The sequence below is a fragment of the Kitasatospora sp. NPDC048722 genome, assembly GCF_040650235.1.
Lineage (GTDB): Bacteria > Actinomycetota > Actinomycetes > Streptomycetales > Streptomycetaceae > Kitasatospora.
In genome coordinates this window covers 54230-80234 of sequence record NZ_JBEZGX010000046.1, presented here as the reverse complement: position 1 = coordinate 80234, position 26005 = coordinate 54230, and the positions used below count along the sequence as shown (strand labels likewise).

25 protein-coding genes are annotated in these 26005 nt (G+C 74.3%); 8 read left to right on the top strand and 17 right to left on the bottom strand.

The window, feature by feature from the left end:
- Positions 1-129 precede the first annotated feature (129 nt).
- Positions 130-597 carry a (2Fe-2S)-binding protein gene (locus AB0C76_RS29370; RefSeq protein WP_359971366.1) on the top strand — a complete coding sequence of 156 codons (468 nt, stop codon included), beginning with the start codon at positions 130-132 and terminating at the stop codon, positions 595-597.
- An 83-nt stretch (positions 598-680) separates the two neighbouring features.
- On the opposite strand, the gene AB0C76_RS29365 is transcribed toward AB0C76_RS29370, so the two are convergent.
- From AB0C76_RS29365 to AB0C76_RS29330, 8 genes are all read right to left on the bottom strand, one after another.
- A complete protein-coding gene (locus AB0C76_RS29365) occupies positions 681-1745 on the bottom strand; it encodes a cobalamin-independent methionine synthase II family protein (protein ID WP_359971364.1) in 1065 nt (354 codons plus the stop codon).
- Between the two features lie 95 nt (positions 1746-1840).
- Positions 1841-2449: a TIGR03086 family metal-binding protein gene (locus AB0C76_RS29360; RefSeq protein WP_359971362.1), complete on the bottom strand. Its 609-nt coding sequence runs from the start codon at positions 2447-2449 to the stop codon at positions 1841-1843.
- Between the two features lie 118 nt (positions 2450-2567).
- Positions 2568-3317, bottom strand: coding sequence for an SDR family oxidoreductase (locus AB0C76_RS29355; RefSeq protein ID WP_359971360.1), 750 nt, complete (start codon positions 3315-3317; stop codon positions 2568-2570).
- A 107-nt stretch (positions 3318-3424) separates the two neighbouring features.
- Positions 3425-4105: a class I SAM-dependent methyltransferase gene (locus AB0C76_RS29350; RefSeq protein WP_359971358.1), complete on the bottom strand. Its 681-nt coding sequence runs from the start codon at positions 4103-4105 to the stop codon at positions 3425-3427.
- A gap of 223 nt (positions 4106-4328) precedes the next feature.
- On the bottom strand, positions 4329-5144 hold the full coding sequence (locus AB0C76_RS29345; RefSeq protein WP_359971356.1) for a transglycosylase family protein: 816 nt from the start codon (positions 5142-5144) through the stop codon (positions 4329-4331).
- Positions 5145-5698: 554 nt separating this feature from the next.
- Positions 5699-6367 (bottom strand): response regulator transcription factor, encoded by a 669-nt coding sequence (locus AB0C76_RS29340; protein WP_359971371.1) that lies wholly within the window; start codon positions 6365-6367, stop codon positions 5699-5701.
- 82 nt (positions 6368-6449) lie between these two features.
- Positions 6450-8117 (bottom strand): histidine kinase, encoded by a 1668-nt coding sequence (locus tag AB0C76_RS29335; RefSeq protein ID WP_359971354.1) that lies wholly within the window; start codon positions 8115-8117, stop codon positions 6450-6452.
- A gap of 154 nt (positions 8118-8271) precedes the next feature.
- On the bottom strand, positions 8272-10743 hold the full coding sequence (locus tag AB0C76_RS29330) for a SpoIIE family protein phosphatase (protein ID WP_359971352.1): 2472 nt from the start codon (positions 10741-10743) through the stop codon (positions 8272-8274).
- Between the two features lie 703 nt (positions 10744-11446).
- On the opposite strand from AB0C76_RS29330, the gene AB0C76_RS29325 reads away from it, so the two are divergent.
- Positions 11447-12469 (top strand): PQQ-binding-like beta-propeller repeat protein, encoded by a 1023-nt coding sequence (locus tag AB0C76_RS29325; RefSeq protein ID WP_359971350.1) that lies wholly within the window; start codon positions 11447-11449, stop codon positions 12467-12469.
- 9 nt (positions 12470-12478) lie between these two features.
- Positions 12479-13114 carry a uridine kinase gene (locus AB0C76_RS29320; RefSeq protein ID WP_359971348.1) on the top strand — a complete coding sequence of 212 codons (636 nt, stop codon included), beginning with the start codon at positions 12479-12481 and terminating at the stop codon, positions 13112-13114.
- A gap of 19 nt (positions 13115-13133) precedes the next feature.
- On the opposite strand, the gene AB0C76_RS29315 is transcribed toward AB0C76_RS29320, so the two are convergent.
- From AB0C76_RS29315 to AB0C76_RS29295, 5 genes are all read right to left on the bottom strand, one after another.
- Positions 13134-13976, bottom strand: a complete 843-nt coding sequence (locus AB0C76_RS29315; protein WP_359971346.1) for a DNA-formamidopyrimidine glycosylase family protein — start codon at positions 13974-13976, stop codon at positions 13134-13136.
- A gap of 41 nt (positions 13977-14017) precedes the next feature.
- Positions 14018-14470, bottom strand: coding sequence for a universal stress protein (locus tag AB0C76_RS29310; protein WP_359971344.1), 453 nt, complete (start codon positions 14468-14470; stop codon positions 14018-14020).
- Between the two features lie 34 nt (positions 14471-14504).
- The gene (locus AB0C76_RS29305; protein WP_359971342.1) at positions 14505-15476 is read right to left on the bottom strand and encodes a zinc metalloprotease; all 972 of its coding nucleotides are present in this window, start codon (positions 15474-15476) and stop codon (positions 14505-14507) included.
- Between the two features lie 75 nt (positions 15477-15551).
- Positions 15552-16202: an AAA family ATPase gene (locus AB0C76_RS29300; protein ID WP_359971340.1), complete on the bottom strand. Its 651-nt coding sequence runs from the start codon at positions 16200-16202 to the stop codon at positions 15552-15554.
- A gap of 92 nt (positions 16203-16294) precedes the next feature.
- Complete coding sequence (locus AB0C76_RS29295) at positions 16295-17221, bottom strand: LLM class F420-dependent oxidoreductase (RefSeq protein WP_359971338.1); 927 nt, start codon at positions 17219-17221, stop codon at positions 16295-16297.
- Positions 17222-17363: 142 nt separating this feature from the next.
- Between AB0C76_RS29295 and AB0C76_RS29290 the strand changes: the two genes are divergently transcribed.
- A complete protein-coding gene (locus AB0C76_RS29290; protein ID WP_359971337.1) occupies positions 17364-17717 on the top strand; it encodes a DUF6401 family natural product biosynthesis protein in 354 nt (117 codons plus the stop codon).
- Here AB0C76_RS29290 and AB0C76_RS29285 read toward each other — a convergent pair whose 3' ends face one another.
- A complete protein-coding gene (locus AB0C76_RS29285; protein ID WP_359971335.1) occupies positions 17718-18515 on the bottom strand; it encodes a hypothetical protein in 798 nt (265 codons plus the stop codon).
- Between the two features lie 240 nt (positions 18516-18755).
- On the opposite strand from AB0C76_RS29285, the gene AB0C76_RS29280 reads away from it, so the two are divergent.
- The 3 genes from AB0C76_RS29280 to AB0C76_RS29270 all read left to right on the top strand — a co-directional run bounded on the left by AB0C76_RS29280 (position 18756) and on the right by AB0C76_RS29270 (position 20490).
- Positions 18756-19547: an alpha/beta fold hydrolase gene (locus tag AB0C76_RS29280; RefSeq protein ID WP_359971334.1), complete on the top strand. Its 792-nt coding sequence runs from the start codon at positions 18756-18758 to the stop codon at positions 19545-19547.
- Positions 19548-19641: 94 nt separating this feature from the next.
- Positions 19642-19881 carry a hypothetical protein gene (locus AB0C76_RS29275; RefSeq protein WP_359971332.1) on the top strand — a complete coding sequence of 80 codons (240 nt, stop codon included), beginning with the start codon at positions 19642-19644 and terminating at the stop codon, positions 19879-19881.
- A 105-nt stretch (positions 19882-19986) separates the two neighbouring features.
- A complete protein-coding gene (locus AB0C76_RS29270; protein ID WP_359971330.1) occupies positions 19987-20490 on the top strand; it encodes an LURP-one-related family protein in 504 nt (167 codons plus the stop codon).
- Between the two features lie 24 nt (positions 20491-20514).
- Here the strand turns inward: AB0C76_RS29270 and AB0C76_RS29265 are convergent, their stop codons facing one another.
- Entirely contained in the window at positions 20515-22152 is a 1638-nt protein-coding gene (locus AB0C76_RS29265; RefSeq protein ID WP_359971328.1) for a protein kinase, read from the bottom strand.
- A 137-nt stretch (positions 22153-22289) separates the two neighbouring features.
- Between AB0C76_RS29265 and AB0C76_RS29260 the strand changes: the two genes are divergently transcribed.
- Complete coding sequence (locus AB0C76_RS29260; RefSeq protein WP_359971326.1) at positions 22290-24218, top strand: cellulase family glycosylhydrolase; 1929 nt, start codon at positions 22290-22292, stop codon at positions 24216-24218.
- Positions 24219-24383: 165 nt separating this feature from the next.
- Here AB0C76_RS29260 and AB0C76_RS29255 read toward each other — a convergent pair whose 3' ends face one another.
- Both AB0C76_RS29255 and AB0C76_RS29250 read right to left on the bottom strand, forming a co-directional pair.
- Positions 24384-25163, bottom strand: coding sequence for a hypothetical protein (locus AB0C76_RS29255; protein ID WP_359971324.1), 780 nt, complete (start codon positions 25161-25163; stop codon positions 24384-24386).
- A 33-nt stretch (positions 25164-25196) separates the two neighbouring features.
- Positions 25197-25562 carry a hypothetical protein gene (locus AB0C76_RS29250; RefSeq protein WP_359971322.1) on the bottom strand — a complete coding sequence of 122 codons (366 nt, stop codon included), beginning with the start codon at positions 25560-25562 and terminating at the stop codon, positions 25197-25199.
- Between the last annotated feature and the right edge of the window lie 443 nt (positions 25563-26005).

The window sequence follows — 26005 nt, the reverse complement described above, 5'->3', positions numbered from 1 at the left end:
GAGAGATCTACCGAGTCCTGACCACGCCCAGCACACCGAGCACCACCACCGAGCAGCTCACCATCGCTGCTTGACATCCATAAGAGCATCCCTCCCGACCACGTTCCCGCCGAAGGACCCCTCCTCCCCATGCCCAGCCACACCTTCGTCCTCAACGGACAGCCGGTCACCGTCGACGCGCCGGACGACATGCCGATGCTCTGGGTGCTGCGCGACAAGCTCGGCGTCACCGGCCCCAAGTACGGCTGCGGCGTGGGCGTCTGCCGCGCCTGCACCAGTCACCTGGAAGGCCGGGAGTTCCAGCCCTGCACGACGGCGGTCAAGGACTGCGCGGGCCGTGCAGTCACCACGATCGAGGGCCTCGCCGACGGCGACACCCTGCACCCCGTCCAGGAGGCCTGGCTCGCCTGCGACGTCGCCCAGTGCGGCTTCTGCCAGCCCGGCCAGATCATGACGGCCGCCGCCCTGCTGCGCCGCACCCCCACCCCGACGGACGCCGACATCGACCAGATCCAGAACATCTGCCGCTGCGGCACCTACCCCCGCATCCGCGAGGCGATCAAGCAGGCCGCGGCCGCCACCCGGCCGGCGTCGTAGTCGCAGCGGACGGCCCCGGCCCCGGCTCCGGCGGAGGGCGCGTTTCCGCCGAAGCCGGCGCCGGGGCCGAGATCACACCCGGGTCAGACTCCGAGCTCCTTCGCCGCCAGCGCCGTGCCGCGCACCCGTGCCGCGATCTTGGCGAACGCGGTTTCGCGCGAGGTGGAGGTGTCGTCGGCGAACGGCGAGAAGCCGCAGTCGTCGGTGGTGCCCAGCCGGTCGACCGGGATGTGCCGGGCCGCCGCCAGCACGCGGTCGCGCACCTCCTCCGCGGTCTCCACCCGGGGGTCGATCGGGTCGGTCACCCCGATGAACACCTTGGCGTCCGAGGGGAGATGGTCCGCGATGACGGCGAGGACGCGGTCCGGGTCGGCCTCGCTCGCCAGCTGCACGTAGAACTTGCCGACCTTCAGCTGGAAGAGCTTCGGCAGCAGCCCGGCGTAGTCGACGTCCAGGCTGTGGGTGGAGTCGAGGTCCCCGCCCGGGCACGTGTGCACACCGATGCGCGCCCGCTCCTCCGCTGAGAAGCGTTCGAGCACCCGGTTGTTGAGGGCCACGAAGGCGTCCAGCAGGCCGCCGGAGGGATCCAGCTTGAGCGACAGCCGCCCCTCGGTGAAGTCGAGTTGGACGGTGTGGGCGCCCGCGTCCAGGCAGCCCCGGATGTCCGCCTCGGCCTCGTCGGCCAGGTCGTCCAGGAACGCCTCGCGCGCGTACCCGTCGATGCCGTCGGCCGGGTAGAGGAGGCTGAGCGCGGACGGCGCGATGACGGCCTGCTTGACGGGCTTCGACGTGTGGCGCAGCGCGTCCCGCAGGTAGGTGTCGGCGCGCACCTGGTACCGGAACGGCCCGGCGGTCAGGCTCGGCAGCTGCCGGGTGTGCCCGTCGGCGAACGGGATGACGGCGCCGCCCCCGTCGAGGCTCTTCAGACCGGTCAGGGGGTACGTCGCGAAACTCGGCTTGGCCTGCTCGCCGTCCACCAGGACGGGGCAGCCGATCTCCTCCAGTCGGGCGAGGGTCTCGGCGGTGGCCTCGTCCTGGAGCTTCTTCAAGTCCGCGTCGGAGAGGCGCCCTTCGGCGTGCTCGGTGATGGCGGCGAGCAGCGCGGACGAGCGCGGGATGCTGCCGATGGGCTCCGTGGAAATGGTCATGACCGGACGTTAGAAAGGCGGGCCGCGCACGTGCAACGGGGCGCGCGGCGCACTCCGTTTCCCACGCGCGCTCCGCACGCCCCTGCCCCGCCGGTTCACGCCCCCGGGACGACCGCCCGCGGGTCGCGGCCGAAGAACCCCGCCAACCGGTCGTACGGCGGAGCGTCCTGCGGCACGGCGACCTCGGGGCCGAACGCGAAGGAAGCCTCGTCCGCGCCCCGGTACGCCGGCTTGAGCGCTCCGCGCGCCCATTCGAGTGCGGCGAGCGCCACCTCGTGATCCAGCCCGTCCGTGGACTGCCCGGTCGACTTGGCCAGATCCCAAGCGTGGACGGCCAGTTCCGCGATCTCCTGGTCCACCGGGAAGCGGGCGGGGAACGACCCCACTCCGGGCACGTCCAGCGTGCCGGTGAGCTCCCCGGCCTCCCGCCAGGCGTCGACCAGCTCCTCGGCGCCGGCCTCGAAGGCGTGCAGCCAGTCCGCCTCCACCCGATCGAAGGACTGCGACCAGTCCGGCCGACCACCGCGGGCCTGGACCGTGAACTGCCGCAGGTCGAACAGGAGGTGGCTGATCAGCGTGCCGACGTCCCACGAGCGGCAGGGCGTCGGGTGGCCGGCCAGCTCGACGCCCGTGCCGTCGATCAGGCCGGCGGTCTGGGCGAGCGCCCGGGCGAGCAGGTCGATCGGGTCGTCGGTCGCGGTCATGTCACGGCCCTCCTGGGACGGCAGGTGATCGGTCTCCGTGATGCTAACCGCGACCACGAACCACCGCCCGGCCCCCGGCCCCGGCGCCACGCCGGGGCCGGGGAACCCGGCGCGTCCGTCAGGCCGCGAAGCCGCCGTCCACCGCGAGCTCGGCACCGGTGACGTACCGACCGTCCTCGCCCACCAGGTACGCGACGGCCGCTGCCACGTCCGCCCCCGTGCCGTACCGCCCGAGCGAGGTCAGCCCGGCCTGGAACGCGGCCGACTCGCCGTCCGCCGGGTTCATGTCGGTGTCGACCGGTCCGGGGTGGACCACGTTCACCGTGATCCCGCGCGGCCCCAGCTCGCGGGCCAGCGCCTTGGTCAGCCCGATCGTCGCGGCCTTGCTGGTCGCGTACAGCACGGCGCCGCCGAAGGCGACCCGCTTGGCGATGCAGCTGCCGATCGTGACGATCCGCCCGCCCTCGGACAGCAGCGGCGCGGCCGCCTGGGCGAACAGGTACGGCGCCCGGACGTTCACCTCCAGCACGCGGTCGACGTCCGCCACCGTCGTGTCGCCGATCGGCCCCATGGCCCCGACGCCGGCGTTGTTCACCAGGACGTCGAGCCGCCCGAACCGCCCGACGGCCGCCGCCACCACGGCCCGGACCTCCTGCGGGTCGGCGCAGTCCGCCCGGACCGCCCAGCCGCGCCGCCCCGACGCGGTGATCTTCGCCGCGACGGCCTCGGCCCGCTCGGCGCTCCCCTGGTACGTGAGGACGACGTCCGCGCCGTCCTCGGCCAGCCGCAGCGCGATCGCCTCCCCGATCCCCCGGCTCCCGCCGGTCACCAGGGCCACCTTGCCGTCGAGCCCCATCGCACCGTTCATCGTGGCCTCCCAAGTCGTCTGCGTTCAGCGCCCGTTGTCGGGCACGACTCGATCCTCGACGGCGGCGGCGCAAACCTCCGGCGGTATTCGGACGTTGCGTTGAAGGTTCAACAGTGTGCGCGGTAGTGCGACGCCACCGCCGGCTGCCCCGTGTAGTTCGGCCCGGCATCCGCGTCCGCCCCGGCGTACGCGAACGGCAGGTGAACGCTCCGCCCGCCCTCCAGCACCAGCAGGTGCCGCCGCGCCCGGTACGCGAACCCGGCCTCGCGCAGCGCCGCGACCACCGCCCGCCCCGCACTCGCCCCGCCGGCCCACCGCACCGACTCCGGGTCGAAGTGCGCGGCGAACCGCCCGTCCGGCGCGAGCCACGCGGCGGCCCTGGCGATGACGCCCAGCTGGTCACCCAGGTAGTGCAGGCCGTGGACGCACGTGATCAGGTCGTACGACCGGCGCGGGGTCCAGTCCGCGAGCGCCGCCGTGACCATCCGCAATCCCGGTAGTGAATCGGCATCAGGTGGCGGCGCGAGCGGACCGACGAGATCCACGCCGGTGAGAACCGCCCCCTCGGGAAGTCGACGCGCCGCCTCGACCATCGCGCGCCCCTCGCCGCTGCACAGATCCAGCCAGGCCGGCGCGGCCCCGCCGCGCGCGAGCAGCCACTCGGCCGGGTCGAACCCCAGCTCCCGCGCATAGCTGTTCACCCCACTGAGGCCGCGCTCGCGGTTCATCGTGTTGTTGGCCACCACGGACGAGCCCACGAGCTCGTCGTCGGGTATCAGTCGCACCATTGGAGGACCCTATCGACACGCCGTCCGACCAGGCACGATGCCCCGGCCCGCGGACCGTCGGCACGGTCCCGACACGCCGAAGGGCCGCCCGCGGCCCCCTGGAGCGCCGAGCGGCCCGGCCGAGGACCCGGGACCCCGGCCCCGCCCCCACAACGCGCGGAGCGGCCATCCCCGGGTCTCGGGATGGCCGCTCGGTGTGCGGTCGAACGGTGGCGACGATGCGTCAGACGGTCAGGTCCTGCCCCGGGAAGATCAGGTCCGGGTCGTCGCCGATGGTGCGGAGGTTCTTGCCGTACAGCGTGTCGGTGTCGGTGCCGAACCTGGCCGCGATCTCGCTCAGCGTGTCACCGCTCTGGACGGTGTAGCTGCCACCCGAGCCGTTCTTCCCGGTGGACGGCGCCTTCCCGGTGGACGGAGCCGGCTTCGCCGGCGCCTGCTGGGCCTGCGGCTGCGTCCGCGGCGTCGACCTGGTCGCAGGCCTGGTCGCCTGGTTGGTGTCCTGCTTGCCGTCCTGCCCGGTGCCCTGCTTCACCGCCGGCTTCGACGGCTTCGCGGCCGGCTTGGCCGCCGGCTGGGCGGGCTTCGCCGGGGCGTCGTTCACGGAATCCGCGACCTCCGCCGGGGCTCCGCCCTTGCTCAGGCCCGCCTTGTGCGAGCACACGGGCCACGCGCCCGGGCCCTGGGAGGCGAGGACCTTCTCGGCGACCGCGATCTGCTGCGCCTTGGTCGCGTGGTTGGCCTGGGAGGCGTACGCGGTCCCGCCGTACGCGGCCCAGGTGCCGGAGGTGAACTGCAGCCCGCCGTAGAACCCGTTGCCGGTGCTGATGCTCCAGTTTCCGCCGCTCTCGCACTGGGCGACGGCGTCCCAGGACGAGGCGGGCGCGGCGGAGGCCGAGGTGGCCGTGACGAGGCCGGCAACCGGCAGGGCCGCGACGGCGGCACCCGCGACGATCCCGATCCGCAGGCGGTTGCGCTTGGCGGAGGCGGGGGTGGAGGTCGTGGAGTCGGTGGCAGTGGCGGTCTCGTGACGGGGATTCATGTAGATCCTCTCGACAAGCCCCGGGCAGGCAGACGGAACCAGGCCCTGGACGGGGCCGGTCGAATCCGTTCGCCTCACTCGATGGACGGCGGGGCACGCGTCGGACGTGCCGTGCCGCCCCGGCCACCTCCGCTCGCCGACGGCCTGGGTACGGCCGGTCGCGTCGGCGGTACGGCCCTCGCGCCGGGGGTCAGTCGGCGGGCCGTGCGTCGGGGTGAACCCGGGTAGCGCTCGTTGCGCCGCCAATGAAGCTAGGGGCGGTTCGGTCGGCACGGCAAGCAATTCTTCGGGTACGCAGGTCAGTTGACTGTTACCGGCGGTATCGATCAAGAAGCGGCGTCCAGTTCGACCACATGTGATCGGATTTTCAAGATCAGATGTTCAATTCCCGTGCGCTCGGTCACACCTGTCCATTCATCAGATCGCGCACACTATCGACGGAACGTCACGAATCACTGACCGGCCGTCACGGAAATAACCGAAGTTCCCACCTCCGCGCAGCGATTGAGTGACCTGCGCCACATCGGACACGCTCCGCTGTCGCGGGAACACGCTCAGCCGCGCCCGTCCAGCTCCGCGTCCCGCGCCAGCAGCGCCGCCTGGACCCGGTTCTCGCACCCCAACTTGGCCAGGATCCGACTCACGTAGGTCTTCACCGTCGCCTCGCTCATGTGGATCCGCGCGCCGGCGTCCGCGTTGGACAGTCCCTCACCGAGCAGCGCGAGAACCTCCAGCTCACGGCCGGTGAGCACCTCCAGCCGACGCCGCGCCTCCGCGCTGCGGGCGGCGGCCGAACCGCTGCGCCCCGAGGCCAGCGAATCGACGATGTGCCTGGTCGCGGCGGGTGACAGGAACGCGTTGCCGCTCGCCGCGGCACGCACCGCCTGGATCAGCTCGGCCGGTGCCGTGTCCTTGAGGAGGAAACCCGCGCCCCCCTCGGTCACGGCGCGCAGGACGTTCTCGCGCTCACCGAAGGTGGTGAGGATCAAGGCCCGCGCGCCGGGTGCGGCCTTCGAGAGCTCCCCGAGTGCCGTCAGCCCGTCCATCACCGGCATCTGGATGTCCAGCAGTACGACGTCCACCCGGTGCGCCCGCGCGAGCTCCAGCGCGCGCCGTCCGTCGGCGGCCTCCGCGACCACCTCGATGTCGTCGGCGGAGGCGAGGATCATCCTGATCCCGGCCCGGATGAGCGGCTCGTCGTCGGCGACGAGGACTCGGATCACGCTGGACATCCCCTCGAACGGTGCTGAATGGGCGGCGGCACCATCCTCACATCCGGACACGGCCGGACCTCGACCGGCCCGGTCACTCCTTCACCAGGTAGTGCTCCTTGTCCACCAGGACGCCGTCCTTGAAGCAGAAGCGCACCGCGTTGTCCTCGCCGAACCTCGCCTTCGAGTCCTCGGCCTGGAAGTACACGCAGTGGGCGCCCTCCGGCACCGGCGGCCCGCCCTTGTCGAAGCCCTCCGTCAGCCAGGAGGCCCCGCGCGGCAGCCGGCCGAGCACGTCCGACTCCGACTGCCCGACCTGGATCCCGTCATAGACGTCCTTCCTCACGGTCGCGTTGTCGCTGGCCTGGATGAAGACCCACAGTCCCCACACGAGCAGTCCCAGCACGGTGAGCCCGACGCCCACCACTCCCACCGCGCACCCCAGCGCCGGACTGCGCCGCCGGTCGCCGTCCTCGCCGACGGGCAGTCCCTCCAGCACCCAGTCCTCGCCCCCGGTGCCGGCCTCGCCGCCGTCGCCCCCGCCGTCCGCGGCCCCTTCGTACGGGAGCATCCCCGCCAGCCGGAAGCCCTGGTCGGGGGTCGCCCCGGCGTGCACCATGCCGCCGACCAGCCGGGCGCGCTCCCGCAGGCCGGTCAGGCCCTGCCCGCCGCTGACCGCCTGCCCCACCCCGGCACGCGCGCCCACGAGCTCCGGCGCACGCGGATTGGTGACCTCGACCACGAGCGCGTCCGGCTCGTACCGGAGCGCGACCGTGATCGGTGCAGCGGGGGCGTGTTTGTGCGCGTTGGTGAGCGCCTCCTGCACGATCCGGTACGCCGCGTGGTCGACGGCGGCGGGCAGCGGACGCCGCTCCCCCTCCGTGCGGAAGGCCACCTCCGCCCCGGCGGCGCGCGAGGACTCGACGAGGCCCTCGATCCCGTCCACCCCGCCCCGGCCGCCGGACGCACCCGCCGACGTCGGCGCCGACGGCACCGCCGTCGATTCGTCGTGCAGCACGCCCACCACCTCGCGCAGCTCCCGCATCGCCGCCACCGCCGCCTGCCGCAGCACGCCGACCGCCTCGCGCTGCCGGTCGGTGAGCGTGCGGTCCACCTCCAGCGCGCCGGAGTGCACCGAGATCAGCGCGAGCTGGTGGCCGAGGCTGTCGTGCATGTCCTGGGCGATCCGGTGCCGCTCGCGCAACCGCGCCTGGTGCACCACCATGACGCGCTCGCGCACCAGCTGGTCGTTGCGCTCCCGCAGCGCGTCCAGGAGCGCGCGGCGCTGCGCCCGGTAGCGCCCCCACAGGGCGGGCAGCACCGCCGTGATCAGGAAGCCGCCCAGCGAGATCGCGATGATCGCCTTCGGCGACATCGAGCCGGCGTCCTTCAGCACGCCGGTCACGGTGAACAGCGCCCAGCTCGCGACGAAGGTCGCGACCAGCACGCCGACCCGGCGCACCCGCGCACCGGCCGCCCAGCCGGCCACCACGAGCAGCGGGAGCGGTCCGGAGGCCCAGCCGCCCACGGCTGCCGTCACCAGCAGGACGCTCGCCGGGAAGGCCCGCCGCAGCAGGAACAGCAGGACGGTCCCGATCCCGACCGGCACCGCGAAGCCCGTGCGGCCGACGATCTCCAGCAGGACGGCGAACCCGCCCAGCACGAGGACGGACACCACCTCGCGCACCACCGTCCAGGGCCGCCAGGGCCCGGGCAGCGCCGTCCGTACCGCCTTCGTGCAGGCCCGTGCAATCGCGTTCACCCGTCCGAGGCTAACCGGACGGACGGGTCCGCCGCCGTCACCGTTCGTAGCGCTGCCGCCCGACGAAAGTCGCCGCCCGCGCCTGACCGCTCCCAGGACGCGCCCTCCGGCTCGGGCCGGGTGCCGCCCTCCGACCTGAGCCGGGAAACACGCCCTATTCCCCGCGGAATTCGGTGAGCAGCAGCGCGACGTCGTCCACCCGGTGCGTGGAGCCGACCTCCCGCAGCACCCGGTCCGCGAGCGCCTCCAGCCCCTCCCCTCCGGGGTGCCCGAGCACGACCCGCAGCCGTTCCAGCCCCTGGTCGATCGGCACCGCCGGATCCTCCACCAGCCCGTCCGTGTACAGCGCGAGCACCGACCCGGCCGCCAGGCGCAGCTCGCTGACCGGGTACTCCGCGACGTCGGCCACCCCCAGCAGCGGCCCGCCCGCCAGGTCCAGCACCTCCGCCGAGCCGCCGGGCCGGCGCAGCAGCGGCGGCAGGTGCCCGGCGCGGGCGACCCGGACGGTGCCGTCGGCCGGGGTGAGCCGCACCAGGCAGCAGCTGGCGAGCAGTCCGGGATCGAGGTCGAGGAGCAGCCGGTTGGTGCGGACGAGGACGCGGTCGGGCGGTTCGCCGCCGCTGGCGAAGGCGCGGACGGCGCTGCGCAGCTGGCCCATGGTGGCGGCGGCGGCGACGCTGTGGCCCTCGACGTCGCCGATGACCAGGGTGAGGTCGCCGCCGGTGACGATCGCGTCGTACCAGTCGCCGCCGATCTCCATGCCCTGGGTGCCGGGCAGGTAGCGGGCGGCGGTGCGCACGCCCGGGACGTCGGGCAGCCGGTGCGGCAGCAGGGCCTGCTGGAGGCCGCGGGCGAGGGCGAACTCGGCGTCGTAGAGGCGGGCGCGTTCCAGGGCCTGGGCGATGAAGCCGCCAAGGGCGGTGAGCAGGCCGCGTTCCTCGGTGGTGAAGGGACGGGGCCGGTCGAAGCCGAGGATGCAGCTGCCGACGGGGTGACCGGAGGCGATGAGCGGCAGGAAGGCCCAGGCGCCCATCTCGTCGAGGGCGATGCCGGGGTAGGCGGCGGAGAGCTCGTGGACGTCCTCGAAGAAGATCGGAGTGCCGGTGCTGAGCGTCTCGGCGCCGGGGACGCGGGCGCTGATGGGGGTGCCCTCGAAGTGGTCGAGGAACCCGTCGGGGTAGCCGGCCTGGGAGACGAGGTGGAGGCGTTTGTCGCGGACGGCGTAGATGGCGAGCTCCTGGCCGCCGAACGCCGGGAGGATCTGCTCGGAGACGGCCCGGCACACGTCGGCGACGCTGGCCGCCTCGGTGAGGGCGCTGGCGAGCTGGAGCAGGTGGTAGGTGTCGCCGAGGCCGGGGCGCAGGCCGCGCGGTGGTGCCGGGGGCGCGTCGGCCGTACCGGGCGGGGCCTCGGCGGCGACGACCCGGCCGGTGACGCCGTGCGCGTCCGGGTAGAGCGAGAAGGCCAGCCAGCCGCCCGGCGGACGGGCGGCGAGGAACGCGGTGGGCTGCTGGGAGAGCATCGCGGCGCGGTAGCGGTTCTCGTAGAAGGGGTCGGCGAGCCAGGGCATGGCCTCCCAGGGGAGGCGGCCGATCAGTTCCTCGCGGACCGCGCCGAGCAGCGGTTCGACGCCGCGGTTGGCGTAGGTGATGCGGCCGTCCGGGTCGAGCGAGAAGACGCCCTCGCGCAGCCGCTCGACGGCCGCCGCGGCGGCGGTGAGGGCGCGGGTGTCCAGGACGGCGCCGACCAGGTGGGCGGCGTACTCCTCGATGGCCCCCGGCACCCGCGCCCACAGCTCCACGGGGTACGGGCGGCCGTCGCGGCCGAGCACGCGCACCCGGGCGGCCAGCACCTCGCCGTGTTCGAGGGCGAGCTTGGCGGCGGCCCGGAACTCGGGCAGGTCGCCGGGGGCGATCCGGGCGGTGAGCGAGGTGACGCGGCCGTCGAACTCGCCGGGCGCGAAGCCGAAGATCTCCCGGAACTGCTCGTCGGCCGCGAGCGCGCCGGTCGCGGTGTTCCAGTCGAACAGGCCCACCCGGGTGGTCGGCACGGACGGCGGGGGCAGCTCCACCACCGGGCTGTCCCCGTTCGGCTCGACGGCGCGACCGGCCGCCTCCAGCCCGGCGAGCCCGGCCGCCAGGCGCTCGGCGACCGACCGCAGCCGGAGCGGAGCGCCCGGCGGCACCCCGTCGTCGGAGGCCGCCCACAGGGCGCTGAGCACGCCGAACCGTTCCTCGCCCGCCGTCACCGGCACGCACGCGGAGGCGAAGTCGTACGGCATGCCGACGGCGAGCTGCGGGAAGCGCCGCATGGTGTCCTCGCTGTCGGCGAGGGTGATCGTCCGCCCGGTGCGGAAGCTGACGGCCACCGGCAGCGGCCCGGCCGCCGCGACCCGCCGGAACGGGCTCATGATCGACAGCGGCACCCCGGCGATCGTGCACAGCACCAGTGACCGCCGGTCCCGCGAGCGCAGGTGCACCATCGCCCCGTACGCCCCCGTCCCGCCGAGCACCGCCCGGACGGCGTCCGCCATCAGGGCGTCCCGTTCGTGCGCCGCCCCGGCGGCGGCATCGGGCTCGCGGGGACGGTGCGGCCCGTTCGGACCGCCGGGCTCACCCTGGCGCATGCTCTTTTGCTACGCCGGGCCCCGAACGCTGTCAAGGCGAACCCCGCCCGCCCCGCCCGCCCAGCGCGCCCCGCCCGTCACTGCCGGTGGCCACCCGACGTCGAAGTCCGTGCCGGCGTTCCACTCGCTCCCCCGGCCACGTCCAGCGCGTTCGCCGGCAGCCGGGCCTGGTGGTCGGGCCGCTTGGCCGCGCCGGGGCGAACGGGGACCGCGTCGTCGACGATCTCGATGTCCGCGCACCGGGCAGCGCACCAGGAGTCGCAACTGCTCGCCGGTGACCTGCGGGCGCGCTTCCTTCGTGCGCCGCACCCCAGGGTTCCGGCCCCTCGGAACCGGACGGTTCGAGGGCTGTTCGATATCCTCCCGGTGATCGGCAGCGCGATGGCTGCCCCTGGGGGAACGGATGGCCAGATGCGGTCGTCGTCGTCCGAGCGCGAGGTGCCGGGGGCGGCGTGGCAGTGGGACGGGGAGGACGGCGGCGACGCGCACGGGGCGCTCGGGGACGTCGTCGGCGGGGGCGGCGACGGGCCCCGGATGAGCCGGCGCGGGCTGCTGGTCGGGGCCGGGGTGCTGGCCGCCGGCGGGGCCGCGTGGGCGTTCGGCCGCCCCCGGGAGGACCGGCCGGCCCCGCGACCGGCCCCGCCGCCCCCCCGTGGCCGTCTCGGGGCCGACGCCGGTGTGGACGTACCGCGGGCCCGAGGCCATGACACCCGAGCGGCTCACCGCCCGGCCGAACCGGCCGGTGTACGTCACGAGCGCCGGCCTCCAGCTGCTCGACCCGGCGACCGGCGCGCCGACCCGGCTGCTGCCCCTCGCGCCCCCGGAGCGGCAGTTCGGCGACGACCCGACCGCCGCCCGCGTGGTGATCAGCGGCGACCGCGTGTTCACCACCTCCCGGGGCCACATCGACGGGCGCCACCTCGCCGACCCCTCCGCCGACCTCACCGTCGCCCTGCCGGAGGCCGTCAGCGACGACGTCGTCCTCGCCGGCTGCGACGGCGCGGCCCTCTACGGCACGGCCTACGCCCTGCCCACCGAGAACGACCGGAGCCCGGCGCAGAAGGCGTTCGCGGTGCGCATCACGGACAGCACGCTGTTGTGGGCCTCCCCCGCCGACCTCGGCGAGAGGCTGCTCGCCCCCTCCTCCGGCCCGACCGGCATCATCGCCTCCGTCCGCACCCGCGAGGGCCGCACCGAACTGGTCGTCCGGGACGCCGCCACCGGGCGGCAGCGCTGGACGGCCCCCGGCAGCGAGAACCTCCGCTGGTGCACGATCGGACAGCGCGCCGTCCACGTCCCGGACGGTACCGGCGGCCTGCGCGCCCTCGACCTCGTCACCGGCGCCGAACTCTGGACGCTGCCGCCCGCACGGGGGGAGAACTGGCGCGCCATGCCCCCGCTGATCGCGGGTGGCACGGTCTTCCTCCCGCGCGACAACGGCCTGGTCACCGCGCACACCGAGGCCGGCCCGGACGCGCTCTGGTCGCTCCGGCTGCCGTTCCTGCTGGATGCCCGCAGCCACCCGATGGTGGCCGACGGCGTCCTCTACGTCCCCGGCCCGGCCGGCGGCGGCGTGTGCGCGGTCGACGCCGCGAACGGCCGCCTGCTCTGGACCTTCCGCGACTCCGGCCCCGGCAAGGACGTCTGGTCGCTGGCCGCCGACGCGAAGTGCCTGTACGCGGGCCACGACGACGTCCTGCACGCGCTCCCGCTGGCCCCGGTCTAGGCGGCCCCGGTGCAGGTGCGCCCGATCTCTCCCGACCTGCTCGCCGAGCACCTCGCCGAGCGGATCACCGCGCTGCCCGGCGCCGGGCAGCGGTGGCTGCGGGTCGCCGTCGACGGCGCACCCGCCGCGCGCCCCGGGGACCTCGCCGACGCCCTGGTCGAGCCGCTGCGGCTGCGCGGGCGGCCCGCCCTGCGGGTGTCGGCGGACGGCTTCCTGCGCCCGGCGTCGATCCGCCTGGAGTACGGCAAGCGGGACGCGGACGCCTTCCACGACCTCTGGCTCGACGACGGCGCGCTGTCGCGCGAGGTGCTCGACCCGCTGGAGCCGGGCGGCACGGGCCGCGTCCTGCCGTCCCTGTGGGACCCGGTGACGGACCGCGCCACCCGCGCCCCGTACACCCGGCTCCCGCCCGGCGGCGTGCTGGTGCTCGACGGCGCGCTGCTGCTCGGCCGCTGGCTGCCGCTGGAGCTGACCGTCCACCTCGCCCTCACCCCGGCCGCGCTCGCCCGCCGCACGCCCGAGGACGAACGGTGGACGCTGCCCGCCTTCGCCCGCTACGAGGCGGAGACCGCCCCGTCCGAGGCCGCCGACGTCGTCGTCCGCGTCGACGACCCGCGCCACCCGGCCCTGGTCGAGCGCGGCTGAGCCGCCGGGCCCACCGGGCTCAGGAGGGCAGCCGCCGCCCCGCCGTGCGCGGCCCGGCGCTGCGGGCCTCCGGCGCGGGGCCGCGCTGGCAGTACGGGCACCAGTAGGCCACGCGGTCCTGCGGCGGGATGCCCTGGCGGGCGGTCAGGACGAGGGTGCCGCAGCGGGGGCACGGGCGGCCGGCCCGGCCGTAGACCCAGTGCTGGTGGCCGCGGCGGGTGTCACCGGTGGTGACGTGGCCGGGGCGCAGCTTGTTGGCGTCGAGGAGTTCGCGGGCGCGCCCGACGAGCCGGTCGGGGCTGCGCAGTTCGCCGACCGGGGTCCACGGGGTGACGCCGGCGAGGTAGCTGAGCTCGTTGGCGTACACGTTGCCGATGCCGGCGAGGTTGCGCTGGTCGAGGAGGGCCTCGGCGAGGGGGCGCCCGGGGTGCGCGAGCAGCCGGCGGACGGCCTCGACCGGGTCCCAGTCGGCGCCGAGGAGGTCGGGACCGAGGTGGCCGACGGCGCGTTCCTCGTCGCCGGTGCGCAGCAGTTCGACGACGGGCAGCCGGTAGCCGACGGCGGTGCCGCGTTCGGTGGCGAGGACGGCACGGATCTGCCAGGCGGGGCCGCCGGCCCAGCGCTCGCCGGGGCGGTAGGTCTCCCAGCGGCCGTCCATGCGCAGGTGGGTGTGGAGGGTGAGGCCGCCTTCGAGGCGGGTGAGGAGGTGCTTGCCGCGCGGGGCGACCTCCAGGACCCAGCGGCCGGCGAGCGCGGCGGTGGCGTGCGCGGGGACGCGCAGGTCGGCGGTGGCGAGCTGCGCGCCGGCGAGCGTGTCGCGCAGCCGGGCCGCCGCGCGGTAGACGGAGTCACCTTCTGGCATGACTCCATCCTGCCCCGCGCGGCGGCCCGGTGCGGCTGCGGTCACTCGCCGGGGACGGCCACCTGTCCCTCCCGGACGACGACGATCGGGCAGGGCGCGTGCTCGGTGAGGTGCCGGCTGACGGAGCCGAGCAGCACCCCCGAGAAGCCGCCGAGGCCGCGGCTGCCGACGACGAGGAGCGCGGCGCCGTGGGCCGCCTGCAGCAGTGCGCCGGCGGCGTTGCCCGGCATGACGCTCTGGTTGACCGGGACGCCGGGGGCGTCCCCGGCCACCTTGGCGACGGACTCCGCGAGGGTCTGCCCGGCGAGGTCCTCGGGGTTGAACCCGTCGGGCACGCCCGTGCCGCCCCAGCCGTAGAACGCGGGGTACTCCCAGGCGGTGATCGCGTGGACGCTGCCGCCGACGGCCCGCGCGTAGTCGAGGGCCCATTGCAGGGCCTGCTCGGAGGCGGGCGATCCGTCCACGCCGACGACGATCCGGGGGATGGTGGTCATGGCACTGCTCCTTTCGAGTGAGTCGGGCTGGGCTTCAGCTCCGGTACGCGGTCCACGAGTTGGCCATCCGCTGGACCTGGCCCGGGGTGAACTGGGTCATGCAGGAGTCGTAGCTGTAGTCCATGAAGTTGTGGATCGGGTCGAGGCCGGGCCCGGTGCAGGTGTGCCGGCCCTCGGGGCAGCCGTAGCCGGGGCTGCGCTCGGGCGGGGTGTCGTCGACGTAGTCGCCGGGCGTCAGGCAGCCGCCCTGGAAGGTGTGGAAGAGGCCGAGCCAGTGGCCGGTCTCGTGGGTGGCGGTGTTGCCCTCGTTGTAGTCGGTGGCCGAGCCGCCGGGCAGGGAGGCGTCGAGCACCACGACGCCGTCGTCGGTCGGGTCGGAGCGGTAGGCGTCGGGGAAGGTCGCCCAGCCGAGCAGGGACTGGCCGAGCCTGGCGGTGTAGAGGTTGAGGGTGCCGGCGTCGCCCTTGCGCAGGTGCTCCTTCATGTCGCGCTCGGCGCGGGAGCCGGGCGTCATGCCCTTGTACCAGCCGGCGTTGTCGGTGTGATCGGTTCCGGCGAGCGCGAACCGGAAGCCGGTCGGGGTGTTGCCCTGCCCCTGGCCGCCGTAGGTGGCGTTGAGGTGGTCGATCTGGGCGGCGACGGTGGCGTCGGACAGGCGGCCGGCGTCGCCGGAGTGGATCACGTGGACGTAGACCGGGACCGTCGTCGTGGTGCCGCCGAGGGCGTGCGCGTTGACGTGTCCGGAGAGGCGCGAGCGGAGGTCGTCGTCCATGGCCCGGGCGCGGACGGAGGTGACGGAGTTCGGGTCCTGCCCGCTCTCGCCCCCGGCGGGGCGGCGGGCGGCGGCATCCGTACCGTCGCACACGGCGGCGGGGGCGGAGGCAGCCACCGGGACGGCGTGCCGGGCGGGGGCCCCGAGCTGGCCGAGGCCGGCCGCCGCGACGAGCGCGGCGGCGCAGGGGAACAGGCGGAGGGCACGCGAGCGCACCCGGGAGGAACGGCGCATCTGCGCTCCTGGCGGGGTGGAATGACGGGGCGTCGGCTGGGACGGCCGGGGCGGCCGCGCGCGGACTCGCCGAGACTACGACGCCACGAAGTCGATCTCCCGCAGGGCGCGCGCGGCGGCCCGGTCGAGTACCACGGCCGACGCACACCCGGCCGGCGGCTCCCCCGAGCCGGCCAGGACGTCGTAGAGGCGGCGGGCGGCGGCGCGGTGCCGCGCGAAGGCGTAGCGGGAGACGGTCCGCCCGCGGAGCCGCTGGCCGTCGAGCGCGCCGTCGGCGTCGGCGTCGAGGAGCAGAAGGTGCACCTGCCGCCCCTGCCGCCCGGCGGCGGCGCTCAGCCAGGAGCGCACCCAGGGCAGCGCACCGCAGTCGTGCACCGCGAGCGGCCCGCCGTCGAGCACGGCCCGGCGCAGCCGCCGGTAGTGGGCGAGCCGGACGACCGGGCGGTAGAGCGCGTAGGGGAGGCCGACGGGCAGGCGGGCCGCGTACTCCTCGCGGACCTGCTGGGAGTCGATCAGCGCGGCGCGGACGCTGTGCCGCATGAGGGTGCTCTTGCCGCTGCCGGGCAGGCCCGAGACGACCAGGAGGTCGCCCGCCGGGTAGTGCAGCGCCGCAGGGACGGGGGCGCGCCGCAGGTCGTGCAGCCCGTGCGGGCGCAGCGCTCCGGGGGCGTGTCGGGGCGGCGGCACCGGAGGCGCCGCCGCCTCCACCGTTCGCGTCCTGGTCACCTGGCCTCCCCTTGCCGTTTCTCCCTCTGGAGCATCGCGCATTGCCAAGAGGGAGTAAAGAGGCGTGGTCAGGCCGGGTGCCGCGTGGACGGTCAGCCCAGCTGCGGGGCGACGGCGCCCGCGATGAGCTCCAGGTGGTCGAGATCGTGCAGGTCGAGGATCTGGAGGTAGATCCGCTGCGTGCCGACGGCGGCGTACCGGCCGATCTTCTCCGCGACCTCCGCCGGGGTGCCGGCCAGGCCGTTCTCCTTCAGCTCGCCGACCTCCCGGCCGATGGCGGCGGCCCGCCGGGCCACCTCGGCGTCGTCGCGGCCGACGCAGGCGACCAGCGCCGCCGAGTACACGAGGTCGTCGGCCTTGCGGCCCGCCTGCTCGACGGCGGTGCACACCCGGCCGAACTGCGCCGCGGTGTCCTCGACCGAGGCGAACGGCAGGTTGAACTCGTCCGCGAAGCGCGCGGCCAGCGCCGGGGTGCGCTTCGGGCCGTGGCCGCCGACGAGCACCGGGACGCGCTCCTGCGCGGGCTTGGGCAGCGCGGGCGAGTCGGCGAGGGTGTAGTACTCGCCCGCGAAGTCGAAGGTGTCGCCGAGCTTGGTGTTCCACAGCCCGGTGATGATCGCCAGCTGCTCCTCCAGCCGCCCGAACCTCTCCTTCGGGAAGGGGATGCCGTACGCGGTGTGCTCGGCCTCGTACCAGCCGGCACCGAGGCCGAACTCGACCCGGCCGCCGCTCATCGCGTCGACCTGGGCGACCTGGATCGCGGTGACGCCGGGCAGCCGGAAGGTGGCGGCGGTCATCAGCGTGCCCAGGCGGATCGTGCGGGTGTCGCGGGCGAGGCCGGCCAGGGTGATCCAGGCGTCGGTGGGGCCGGGCAGGCCGTCCACCCCGCCCATCTTCAGGTAGTGGTCGGAGCGGAAGAAGGCGCTGAACGCGCCCAGGTCCTCGGCGGTGCGGGCGACCGTCAGCAACGTCTCGTAGCTGGCGCCCTGCTGGGGCTCGGTGAAGATGCGAAGATCCATACCGGCCATTCTGGTACGGACGGCCCGCCGGTCACGCGACAGAACCGGCCAAAGCACAGGGTGTCCCCGGCGTGGCCAAGGTCTCAGCACGGAACCGTCACGAGCCTCCGTGCCCGGCCCCCGGTTCCCCTACCGTGGACGGATGTTCGCCACCTTCGACGAGTCCTTCGGCCGCTCCCCCGACGAGCCGGCCGGCTGCCCGCTGCCGGGCATCGTCGCCGCCTTCACGCCGCGGCTGGCCGAGTTCGCGTTCGAGCCCGGCTTCGTCGCGTCGGTCGACCAGCACGCCGCCGAGCTGCGCGAACTGCTGTACGCGCAGGGGCCGGAGCTGCTGCCCCGGCCCCTGGACCGCGAGGAACTGTCGGACTACGCGCTCGGCTTCCTCGACGCGCTCGCCGAGATCGGCTGGCGGGAGCCGGTCGGCTACGACTTCGCCGTCGGGCGGCTCACCGCGATCTGCTGGCTGGTGCGCGAGCAGGGGCTCCTGCCGGCCTGACTACAGCTCCCGCCCGGGGTCGATGCCCGGGCCGCGCGGCCCGGTCCCGGTGGCCGGGCGCACCGGCTGGTTGGCCAGCGCGTCCGAGCGGCCGGCCTGGTAGGCGCTGCCGCGCAGCTTGGCGCTCTCCCGCTCGGCGCCGTCCAGCCAGCGCTCCCAGCGCTGGCGCATCGGCATGATCAGGCCGCCGCCGACGCCCACCACCAGCACACCGGCGATCGTCGCGAGGGTCGCGATCAGCACCGGGCCGGTGACCGTGGTGGCGATGCCGGCCTGGCCGAGCGCGGCGATCACGCCGAGCCCGACGATGAACGCCCAGGCGATCGTGGCGACCGTCCGGCCGTACGCGGCGCCGGAGAGCGCGTTGCCCACGATGTCGCGCACCGCGTTGGCGATGGCCATCGCGACGACGACGATCACGACCGCGACGATGCCCTTGGGCAGCCACGCGACGATGCTGTGGATCATCACGCTGATCGGGTTGGGGCCGAAGACCCCGAACGCGAGCTGCAGGGCCATCAGCAGGACCGCGTAGTAGACGATCTTGCAGACGATGCCCGTCATGTCGTAGCTGGAGCCGCTCAGGTAGCGGGCCATCCCGGCCCGCTCGGCGACCCGCTCGGACCCGAGCCGGCGCAGCACTCGGTCGAGCACCTTGGCGATGGCCTTCGCCACGATCCAGCCGATGAGCAGGATCACCAGGAAGGCGATGAACTGCGGGACGACCTTCACGATCTTGGACCAGGCCTGGGTGAAGCCGGAACCGAAGTCCACGGAGAGGGCGAGCTGCTGAACCACGGAGTCCTCCACTCGGGGACGCGGCGCCACGAGCGGCGCGGAGCGGCCCCTTCTCGTTCCGGATCCCCCACCCTTCGTGGATAGCAGCGCCCGGCCCGGCCCGCGCGCCCCGCCCGTCCGGCTTGATCCCCCCGGGTGAACCGGGCCCGCCCAGGACGCACCCGCGACCGGGCGCGTGATCGCGCGTACAGTTGGCGGTCCACGGACGAAGGGCGCGGGGGGGCTGGGGAGGACACGGGAGTGAGCGGGACGATCAGGACGAGCGCCGGGGACGACACCGCCGGCCGGGCGGCCGCCCCCACCGGACCACGGCCCGACGGGCACCGGGCCCTGCACTGGCGCGTCCGGCCCCAGCGGCCCGGCGCCGCCGTCCTCGTGCTCCACGGCGGCGAGGAACGCAACCTCGCCCGGCCCGGCCGCCTCAACCTGCCACTGCTGCGCATGCACGGCTTCCTCCGCGCGCTGCGCCGCGGCACCGCCGGGGCCGAGATCGCCATCGGCACCGTCCGCTACCGCCACCGCGGCTGGAACGACGAGCGCGCCGACGCCGCCCGGGACGCGCTCGCCGCCCTCGACGAGCTCCGCGAGGAGCTCGGCGGCGTGCCGACCGTCCTGGTCGGGCACTCGATGGGCGGCCGGGCGGCGCTGCGCGCGGGCGGCCACCCGAACGTCACCGGGATCGTCGCGCTCGCCCCCTGGTGCCCGGCCGGGGAGCCCTGCGAGCACCTGGCCGGGCGCGACGTGCTGATGCTCCACGGGGACCGCGACACCGTCACCCCGCCCGCCGACACCCTCGCCTTCGCCGCCCGCGGCCGCGCCGCCGGCGCCCGCGTCTGCGGCTACACCGTCACCGGCAGCGGGCACGCCATGCTCCAGCGCATCCCCGACTGGCACCGCGCCACCACCCACCTCGCCACCGCGATGCTCGGTCTGCGCGACCTGCCCGCCGAGACCGTCTCCGCGCTCGCCCTCCCTCCCGGCTCCCGCGAGGCGCTCACCCTCCCGCTGCCGCGCCAGCCCCGGCGCGCCTGAACCACCCGGCCTTCAGCGGACCTCCGACCGGCTCTTCAGCGGAACGGACGCACCGGATTCGCCGCGCCCCCAGGGCCGTGCTGTGGTTGGCCACATGCGCACTTCACCACTCCGCCGCGCGGCCCTGACCGTCGCGACCGCCGTCCTCCTCGTCACCGGCACCGCCGCCTCCGCCTCGGCCGCCCACCGCGACGTCACCGCCGAACAGTGCCACGCGGCCGGCGGCCATGTGGAGGGCGTCGGCTACTGCACCGGCGCAGAAGGCGTGGACCAGTGGGGGGCGGACATCGACGGGCAGGGGATCAACTCCCAGCCGAACCTCTTCGACCGGTAAAGCCCCCCACCCCACGGGGTCCCCCCGCACCGATCGCCGCTACGCTCTGTGCGCGCCGCGCCGCAGGGCCGGCGGACACGATCACAGCACGGGGGGATCCGCCAGATGCGCTACCTGGTCCGCGACCGCATGTTCGCCTTCCACGAGGAGGCCTGGATCGAGACCGAGCACCGGGAGAAGCTCTACCGCGTCAACCGGAAGTTCTTCCGGCTGCGGCGGACCTTCGCCCTGGTCGACACCCGCGGCGAGCACGTCGCGGGCATCGTCCGCAAGGCCTTCACGATCCACCACACCCTGCTCATCAAGCAGGACGGCGCGGTGACGGCCAAGATCAGCAAGAAGATGTTCGCCCTGTTCGGCGACCGTTTCAAGGTGCGCCTCGCCGACGGCCGGCGCCTGCGGATAGCGGGCAACCTGTGGGACCGCGAGTTCGACATCCAGCACGAGGGAACCACCCTCGCGCACATCTCCCGCCGCTGGTTCACGATCCGCGACGCCTACGCCGTCGACGTCCTCCACCCGCAGGACGCACTCCTCCTGCTCGTCCTCGCCGTGTGCGTGGACCACGTCCTCCAGGACGCCAAGGGCGACCAGCTCACCAACCTCTGACCGCCCCGGCGCTCGCCGACGGGGTCAGGAGCCCTTGGGGTTGGTGCGGATGACGTTGCCCTTGGGGTCGGTCTCCAGGTAGCCGTCACCGTACTCGTCGCTGAGGTAGACCAGGAGGGCCGGGGCCTGGTCCAGGATGTCGGGTTCGACGACCACGTAACGCGACGTGGGCTGGGGGACGTTGACGCTGTCCTGGGCCTTCTTCAGGAGGCCGGGGAGCAGGTCCCAGTTGTACTGGCCGAGATCGAAGAGCTTGTCGGTGGGCATGATCGAGCCACTCCCGGCGACGGCCTGCTTGGCGAACTTGCCGTCGCGGTACACGATCCGGTCGTAGCCCTTGGGCTCGGACGCGACGGGGACCCTGGCGATCGCGTACTCGGGGTAGATGGTCAACTCCCAGACCATGCCGTTCGGCGCGAACGAGTGCAGGGCGGCCACCACCTTCCGGACGCCGTCGGGGGTGAGGAGGTCCACCTTGGCGGCGGGCGTCTCGGGGGCGACGGACGGCAGCGCGAGCCCGGAGGGCAGGGTGACGGCGGGCATGGCGCCGGTACCCGTGGAGACCGTCGTGCCGGCCGTGACCGTGGCCGAGGGGGCGGCGGTGCTGCCGCCCTGGTGCATGTACCAGTTCAGGCCGCCGTAGCCGATCCCGAGGACGACGACGGCCGCCACGGCGAAGGGCGCGAGACTGCGCCGCGACGGCTGCGGGGCCGGGGTCGGAGCCGTGACCGGGCCCGACGGGACGGCGTCCATCGGCGGCGTCGGCGGCGGCCCGGGCCGCAGGTTCGTCGTCCGCACCGTCACCGGCGGGGGCGTCGCGCCGTCGTGCTCGGCCGCCGCGAGCATGCGGTCGAACTGCTCGGCGTCCGGGCGCACCGCCGGGTCCTTGGCGAGCACGGCGGACAGCAGAGGGCCGAGCGGGCCGGCCCGGTGCGGGGGCGGGAGCGGTTCGTCGAGGACGGCGGCGAGGGTCGCGAGGGTGCTCGCGCGGCGCAGCGGGTGGTAGCCCTCCAGGGAGACGTACAGCATCATGCCGAGCGACCACAGGTCGGAGGAGGGGTTGCCCTCCTGGCCGCGGAGGCGTTCGGGTGCGATGTACTCGGGCGAGCCTATGAGCGCGCCGGTCGCGGTGAGGGCGGTGGCGTCCTGGATCGCGGCGATGCCGAAGTCGGCGAGCACCGGGGTGCCGTCGGGGCGCAGCAGGACGTTGCCGGGCTTGACGTCGCGGTGCTGGATGCCGACGGCGTGGGCGGCGCGCAGCGCGGAGAGCACGCCGCGGCCGATCCGCGCGGCCTCGGCGACGCCGAGCGGGCCGTGGCCGAGGCGGTCGGCGAGGCTGCCGCCGGAGACGAGCTCCATGACGAGCCAGGGGTGCGGGTGTTCGGGGGTGTCGACGATGTGGTGGATGACCACGACGTTGGGGTGCTGGAGGCGCGCGAGCGCCCGCGCCTCGCGCAGGACGCGCTCGCGCAGCTCGCGCGCGGCGGCCGGATCGGCGGCGGCCACGGCCGGGTCCGGCGGCCGGACCTCCTTGAGGACGACCTCGCGTTCCAGGGCGGTGTCGCGCGCCCGCCAGACCAGGCCCATGCCGCCACCGCCGAGCTGCTGGAGCAGTTCGAACCGGCCGTCGATGAGGCGTCTCTCCGCCCCCGGTGCATTCATGGCCGACATCGTAGGGGGCACCGGGGACACCGCGTGCACGAGGTGAGGAGGACGCATGGCATGACCGGCACAAGCGCGGGAATTGAGGTGGAGGGCCGTCAGGGAGCGGTCCGCCGCCCTCACACGTCGGGATCGCCATGAGAAGACTCGCGATACGTCTGCTGTCGCTCGCAACGACCCTCTGCGCATTGACCGTTGCCCCACCGCCGGCCGCTTCGGCCCAGGCGGCGACCGCGCCCGCTGCGCTCACCGGGGCCCAGTTGTCCGCCTCCTGGACGGGGCCGCTGAGCACCCGGGGGCGGTACGTCGTCGACGCCGGCGGGAACCGGTTCAAGCTGATGTCGGGCAACTGGTCCGGAGCACAGGGCACTTGGGAGGGCGGTGGGGACCCGAACGACCCGGCGGACAACCAGGCCGGGCAGGTCTCGCACGACATCCCGCTCGGCCTCGACCGGGCGCCCCTGGCGGACATCCTGGCGGACTTCCACGGCCTCGGGCTGAACAGCGTGCGACTGCCGTTCGCGAACGCGATGATCCACGACGGCACGGCCGTCCCGGACGCCGCCGTCGCGGCCAACCCGCAACTGCGCGGCAGCACTCCGCTCCAGGTGTACGACGCCGTGGTGGCCGCCCTCACGGCCGACGGGTTCGCCGTCGTCCTGAACAACCACACGACCACGTACCGGTTCTGCTGCGGGCTGGACGGCAACGAGCGGTGGAACAGCAGCCAGTCGACCCAGCAGTGGGAGGACGACTGGCTGTTCATGGCGAACCGCTACCGCGACAACAAGCGCGTCGTCGGCGCGGATCTGCGCAACGAGGTGCGGCGGGACACCTGGGACGACCCCAACTGGGGCATGGGCGACGCCCACGACGAGTACGCCGCCTTCGAGGAGGCGGGCAACCGGATCCTCCAGGCCGACCCGGACCTGCTGATCATCATGGAGGGCATCAACTGGCAGGGCATCCCGCTGGCGGGCCTGCCGCACGGCCGGCCGATGCTCACACCGGTCGCCACCCTCTCCAACACCCTCGTCGACTCCGGCAAGCTGGTCTACTCGGCGCACTTCTACGCCTACACCGGCCCGGCCAACACCGGCGCGGGCAGCGGCCCCGGCGCCACGAGCGACCCGCGCTACCAGGACTTCACTCCCGAGCAGCTCGCCGCGGCCGTGGACGACGAGGCGCTCTTCGTCACCCGGACCGGTCAGCACTTCACCGCGCCGGTGTGGATCAGCGAGTTCGGCGCGGGCGGGCGCGGCTCGACCGACGCCAAGGAACACGCCTGGTTCGACGCCTTCACCGCGCTCCTCGCCGCCCGCGACGCCGACTTCGCCGTGTGGCCGCTCGTCGGCTGGCACGACAACGGTGTACCGCAGGACAGCTGGGCACTGCTGCACTACGACGCGGCCGGGCGGCGGCTGAGCATGGAGGACCCGGGCGACTGGCGCGCCGACGACTGGAACCGGCTGGTCACCGCCCCCTCGTACACCGGCCGGGTGCCGGACGCGCCGCACTGGAACATGCTCGACCTCGACCACGCCGACCGGAACGTCTCCCGGCACATGCTCGCCCTGCCGGACTGGAGCAGCGGAAACCGCAAGGGCGACTGCCCGGACGGACAGCGGCTGATCGGCCTCGGCCGCGGTTCGGGTCGCGGGCTCTGCACGGACACCGGGCGACCCGGCACCGGGGCGGGCGACTGGATCGTGGTGACCGACGAACGCTACGTCACGGGCGGCGACTGGGCCTCGGGCTACAACAAGCTCCAGTGCCCGGACGGGGACTTCGCCGTCGGCTACAGCGTCCGCAGCAACGCGATGTCGGCCCTGCTGTGCGCACCGGCCGCCGGCCCGCTCCCGACCACCGGACGCGTCCTGTGGTTCGACCACGGCGACAACAGGCCGCCGGCGTCGACCGGTTCCGACTCGGCGGCCAGCGACTGGGCCCCGGGCTCCTACAAGGGCCAGTGCGCGGCCGGCGAGTACGTCGCGGGCGTCGCGATGACGTGGCGCCGGCTTCAGTACGGCGTGCCGGACGCGCTGCTCTGCCGCCCGCTCGGCTGAGCCGCTCCCCCGGGCCGCCCTCCGGACGGGGCGGCCCAATCTCCGCTTTGGGTCGCGGACTTGGTTGATCACCCACCGACCGCGGCACTTCGAGCACAGCGGGAGCCGGTTGCCCTGCGCAGGAAGTCGGCCTGGCCGACTTCCTGCGCACAGGCCTGTCCTTCGTCAGGACGGGTAGACGATCGAGCCCAGCGGTGGGCAGGGGATGAGCATCGTGCCGATGCCGGGGCGTTCGACGAAGGCCCGGGCCTCGGCGGCCTGTTGGCGTCGGGTGTCCAGATCGTCGGCGTACCAGGCGTCATTCCTGGCGCGGGTGTGGTCCCACGAGTCGTCGATGAGACCGAGGCTGACGTTGCCGGCGCTGCGCTGGAAGTCCGCCTTCACGGCGGCCTGCCGGAGTGCCGTCTGCGTGGCGGCGAGGTCGAGGCGGGTGATCAGCACGCCGGGGGTGTTCGGCTCGCGGGTCGGCATGGGGGCCTGCGGGAGCAGCGAGACCCCGGTGTCGAGGCGGCCGATGTTGTCGACGGTCGCTTGTTGGGCCTCCCTCGCCGCGATCTGCATCTCCCGGTGCAGCCAGAGGAACTCGTCGAGGTCGGCCGGGGTGACCCGCATCCGCTCGTACAGGGCCCTGAACCGGGGATCGTGGTGCAGCGGGCGCACGAGCGGCATGTGGAACGCCACGCAGTCGTTGAACCCGTTCGCCACGGCGGCGTCGAAGTGGAAGAGGCCCTGGTCCACCTGCCCCTGCGCGATGGCCAGACCACCGAGGCCCGAGTGCCCCGACGCGACGAGCCACCTGCCGTCGGGGCCGAGCGCCGTGGCGCGCGCGACGACGTCGTGGAGGCCCGCGGTGACGTCGACGCCCCGTGGGGCGAGGCCGTGGGTCATGACCGCCACCGTCAGATCGTGCACGCGGGCGGTCAGTGAGGTGACGGTGTCGGCCATGGATCTCCTCGGTGGTGGTGAGGTGGCGGGTGCTCAGGCTTGGGCCAGCCGGCCTTCCTCAAGACCGTCGAGGACGAATCCGTTGTCGAAGCGCACCCGGTAGGTGGTCCGAGCGCCGGATCCGGCGTCGTACGCTCCCACCCGGGCGACCTTCTGGCGGAGGTCCTCGACGAGGCTCGCCGCGAAGCCGTCGAGCCGGTGGCCGCGCATGTGCCGATCGAAGCTCGCGAGGTGGTCCTGGCCGGCACCGCCCGCCTCCGTGGTCGAGCTCATGACGGTTCCCGCCAGGCCCTCGGCGAGGAACAGCGGGCCGGGGACGCCGATCCTGGTAGCCGCGTCACCTGCGGTGACCTGCGTATCCCCGGTCAGCCTGACCCTCGTGCCGGTCTCGTACGGCATGGGTGCGTCCCCCATCGCTCGATCTCGAGCCGGATCGCCGCCAGCGTAGCCGAGTTGCCCTGGGGAGAAACGGTGTTCGGCACGACTCGGGAACTTCACGACTCGGCGGGCCGGTGCTCTCGGTCGGCAGACCGGGACGATGTCGCCTCGCAGGAGGACGCGGCAGCCGTCGGGCCGAGTGCGAAGGTCAGCAGCTCGCGCGCCGGCGGCCGTCCCCAGCGCCCGGGCAGCAGACCCTCGGCGTCAAGGACCTCGCATTGCGCTGCGAGGGCGTAGAAGTCTCTGCGGGACCAACCCACAATGGCCTCCGCACGCCGTCGGCAACGAGCCGGCAGGATGCCGCGCCGACCGCGTGACCCGCGACTGGACGCGCTTCGCCACCACCGGGCGCCCCTGGCAGCGGTTCGACGACAGCGAGGCGCGCAGCTTCACCACGGGCGGCG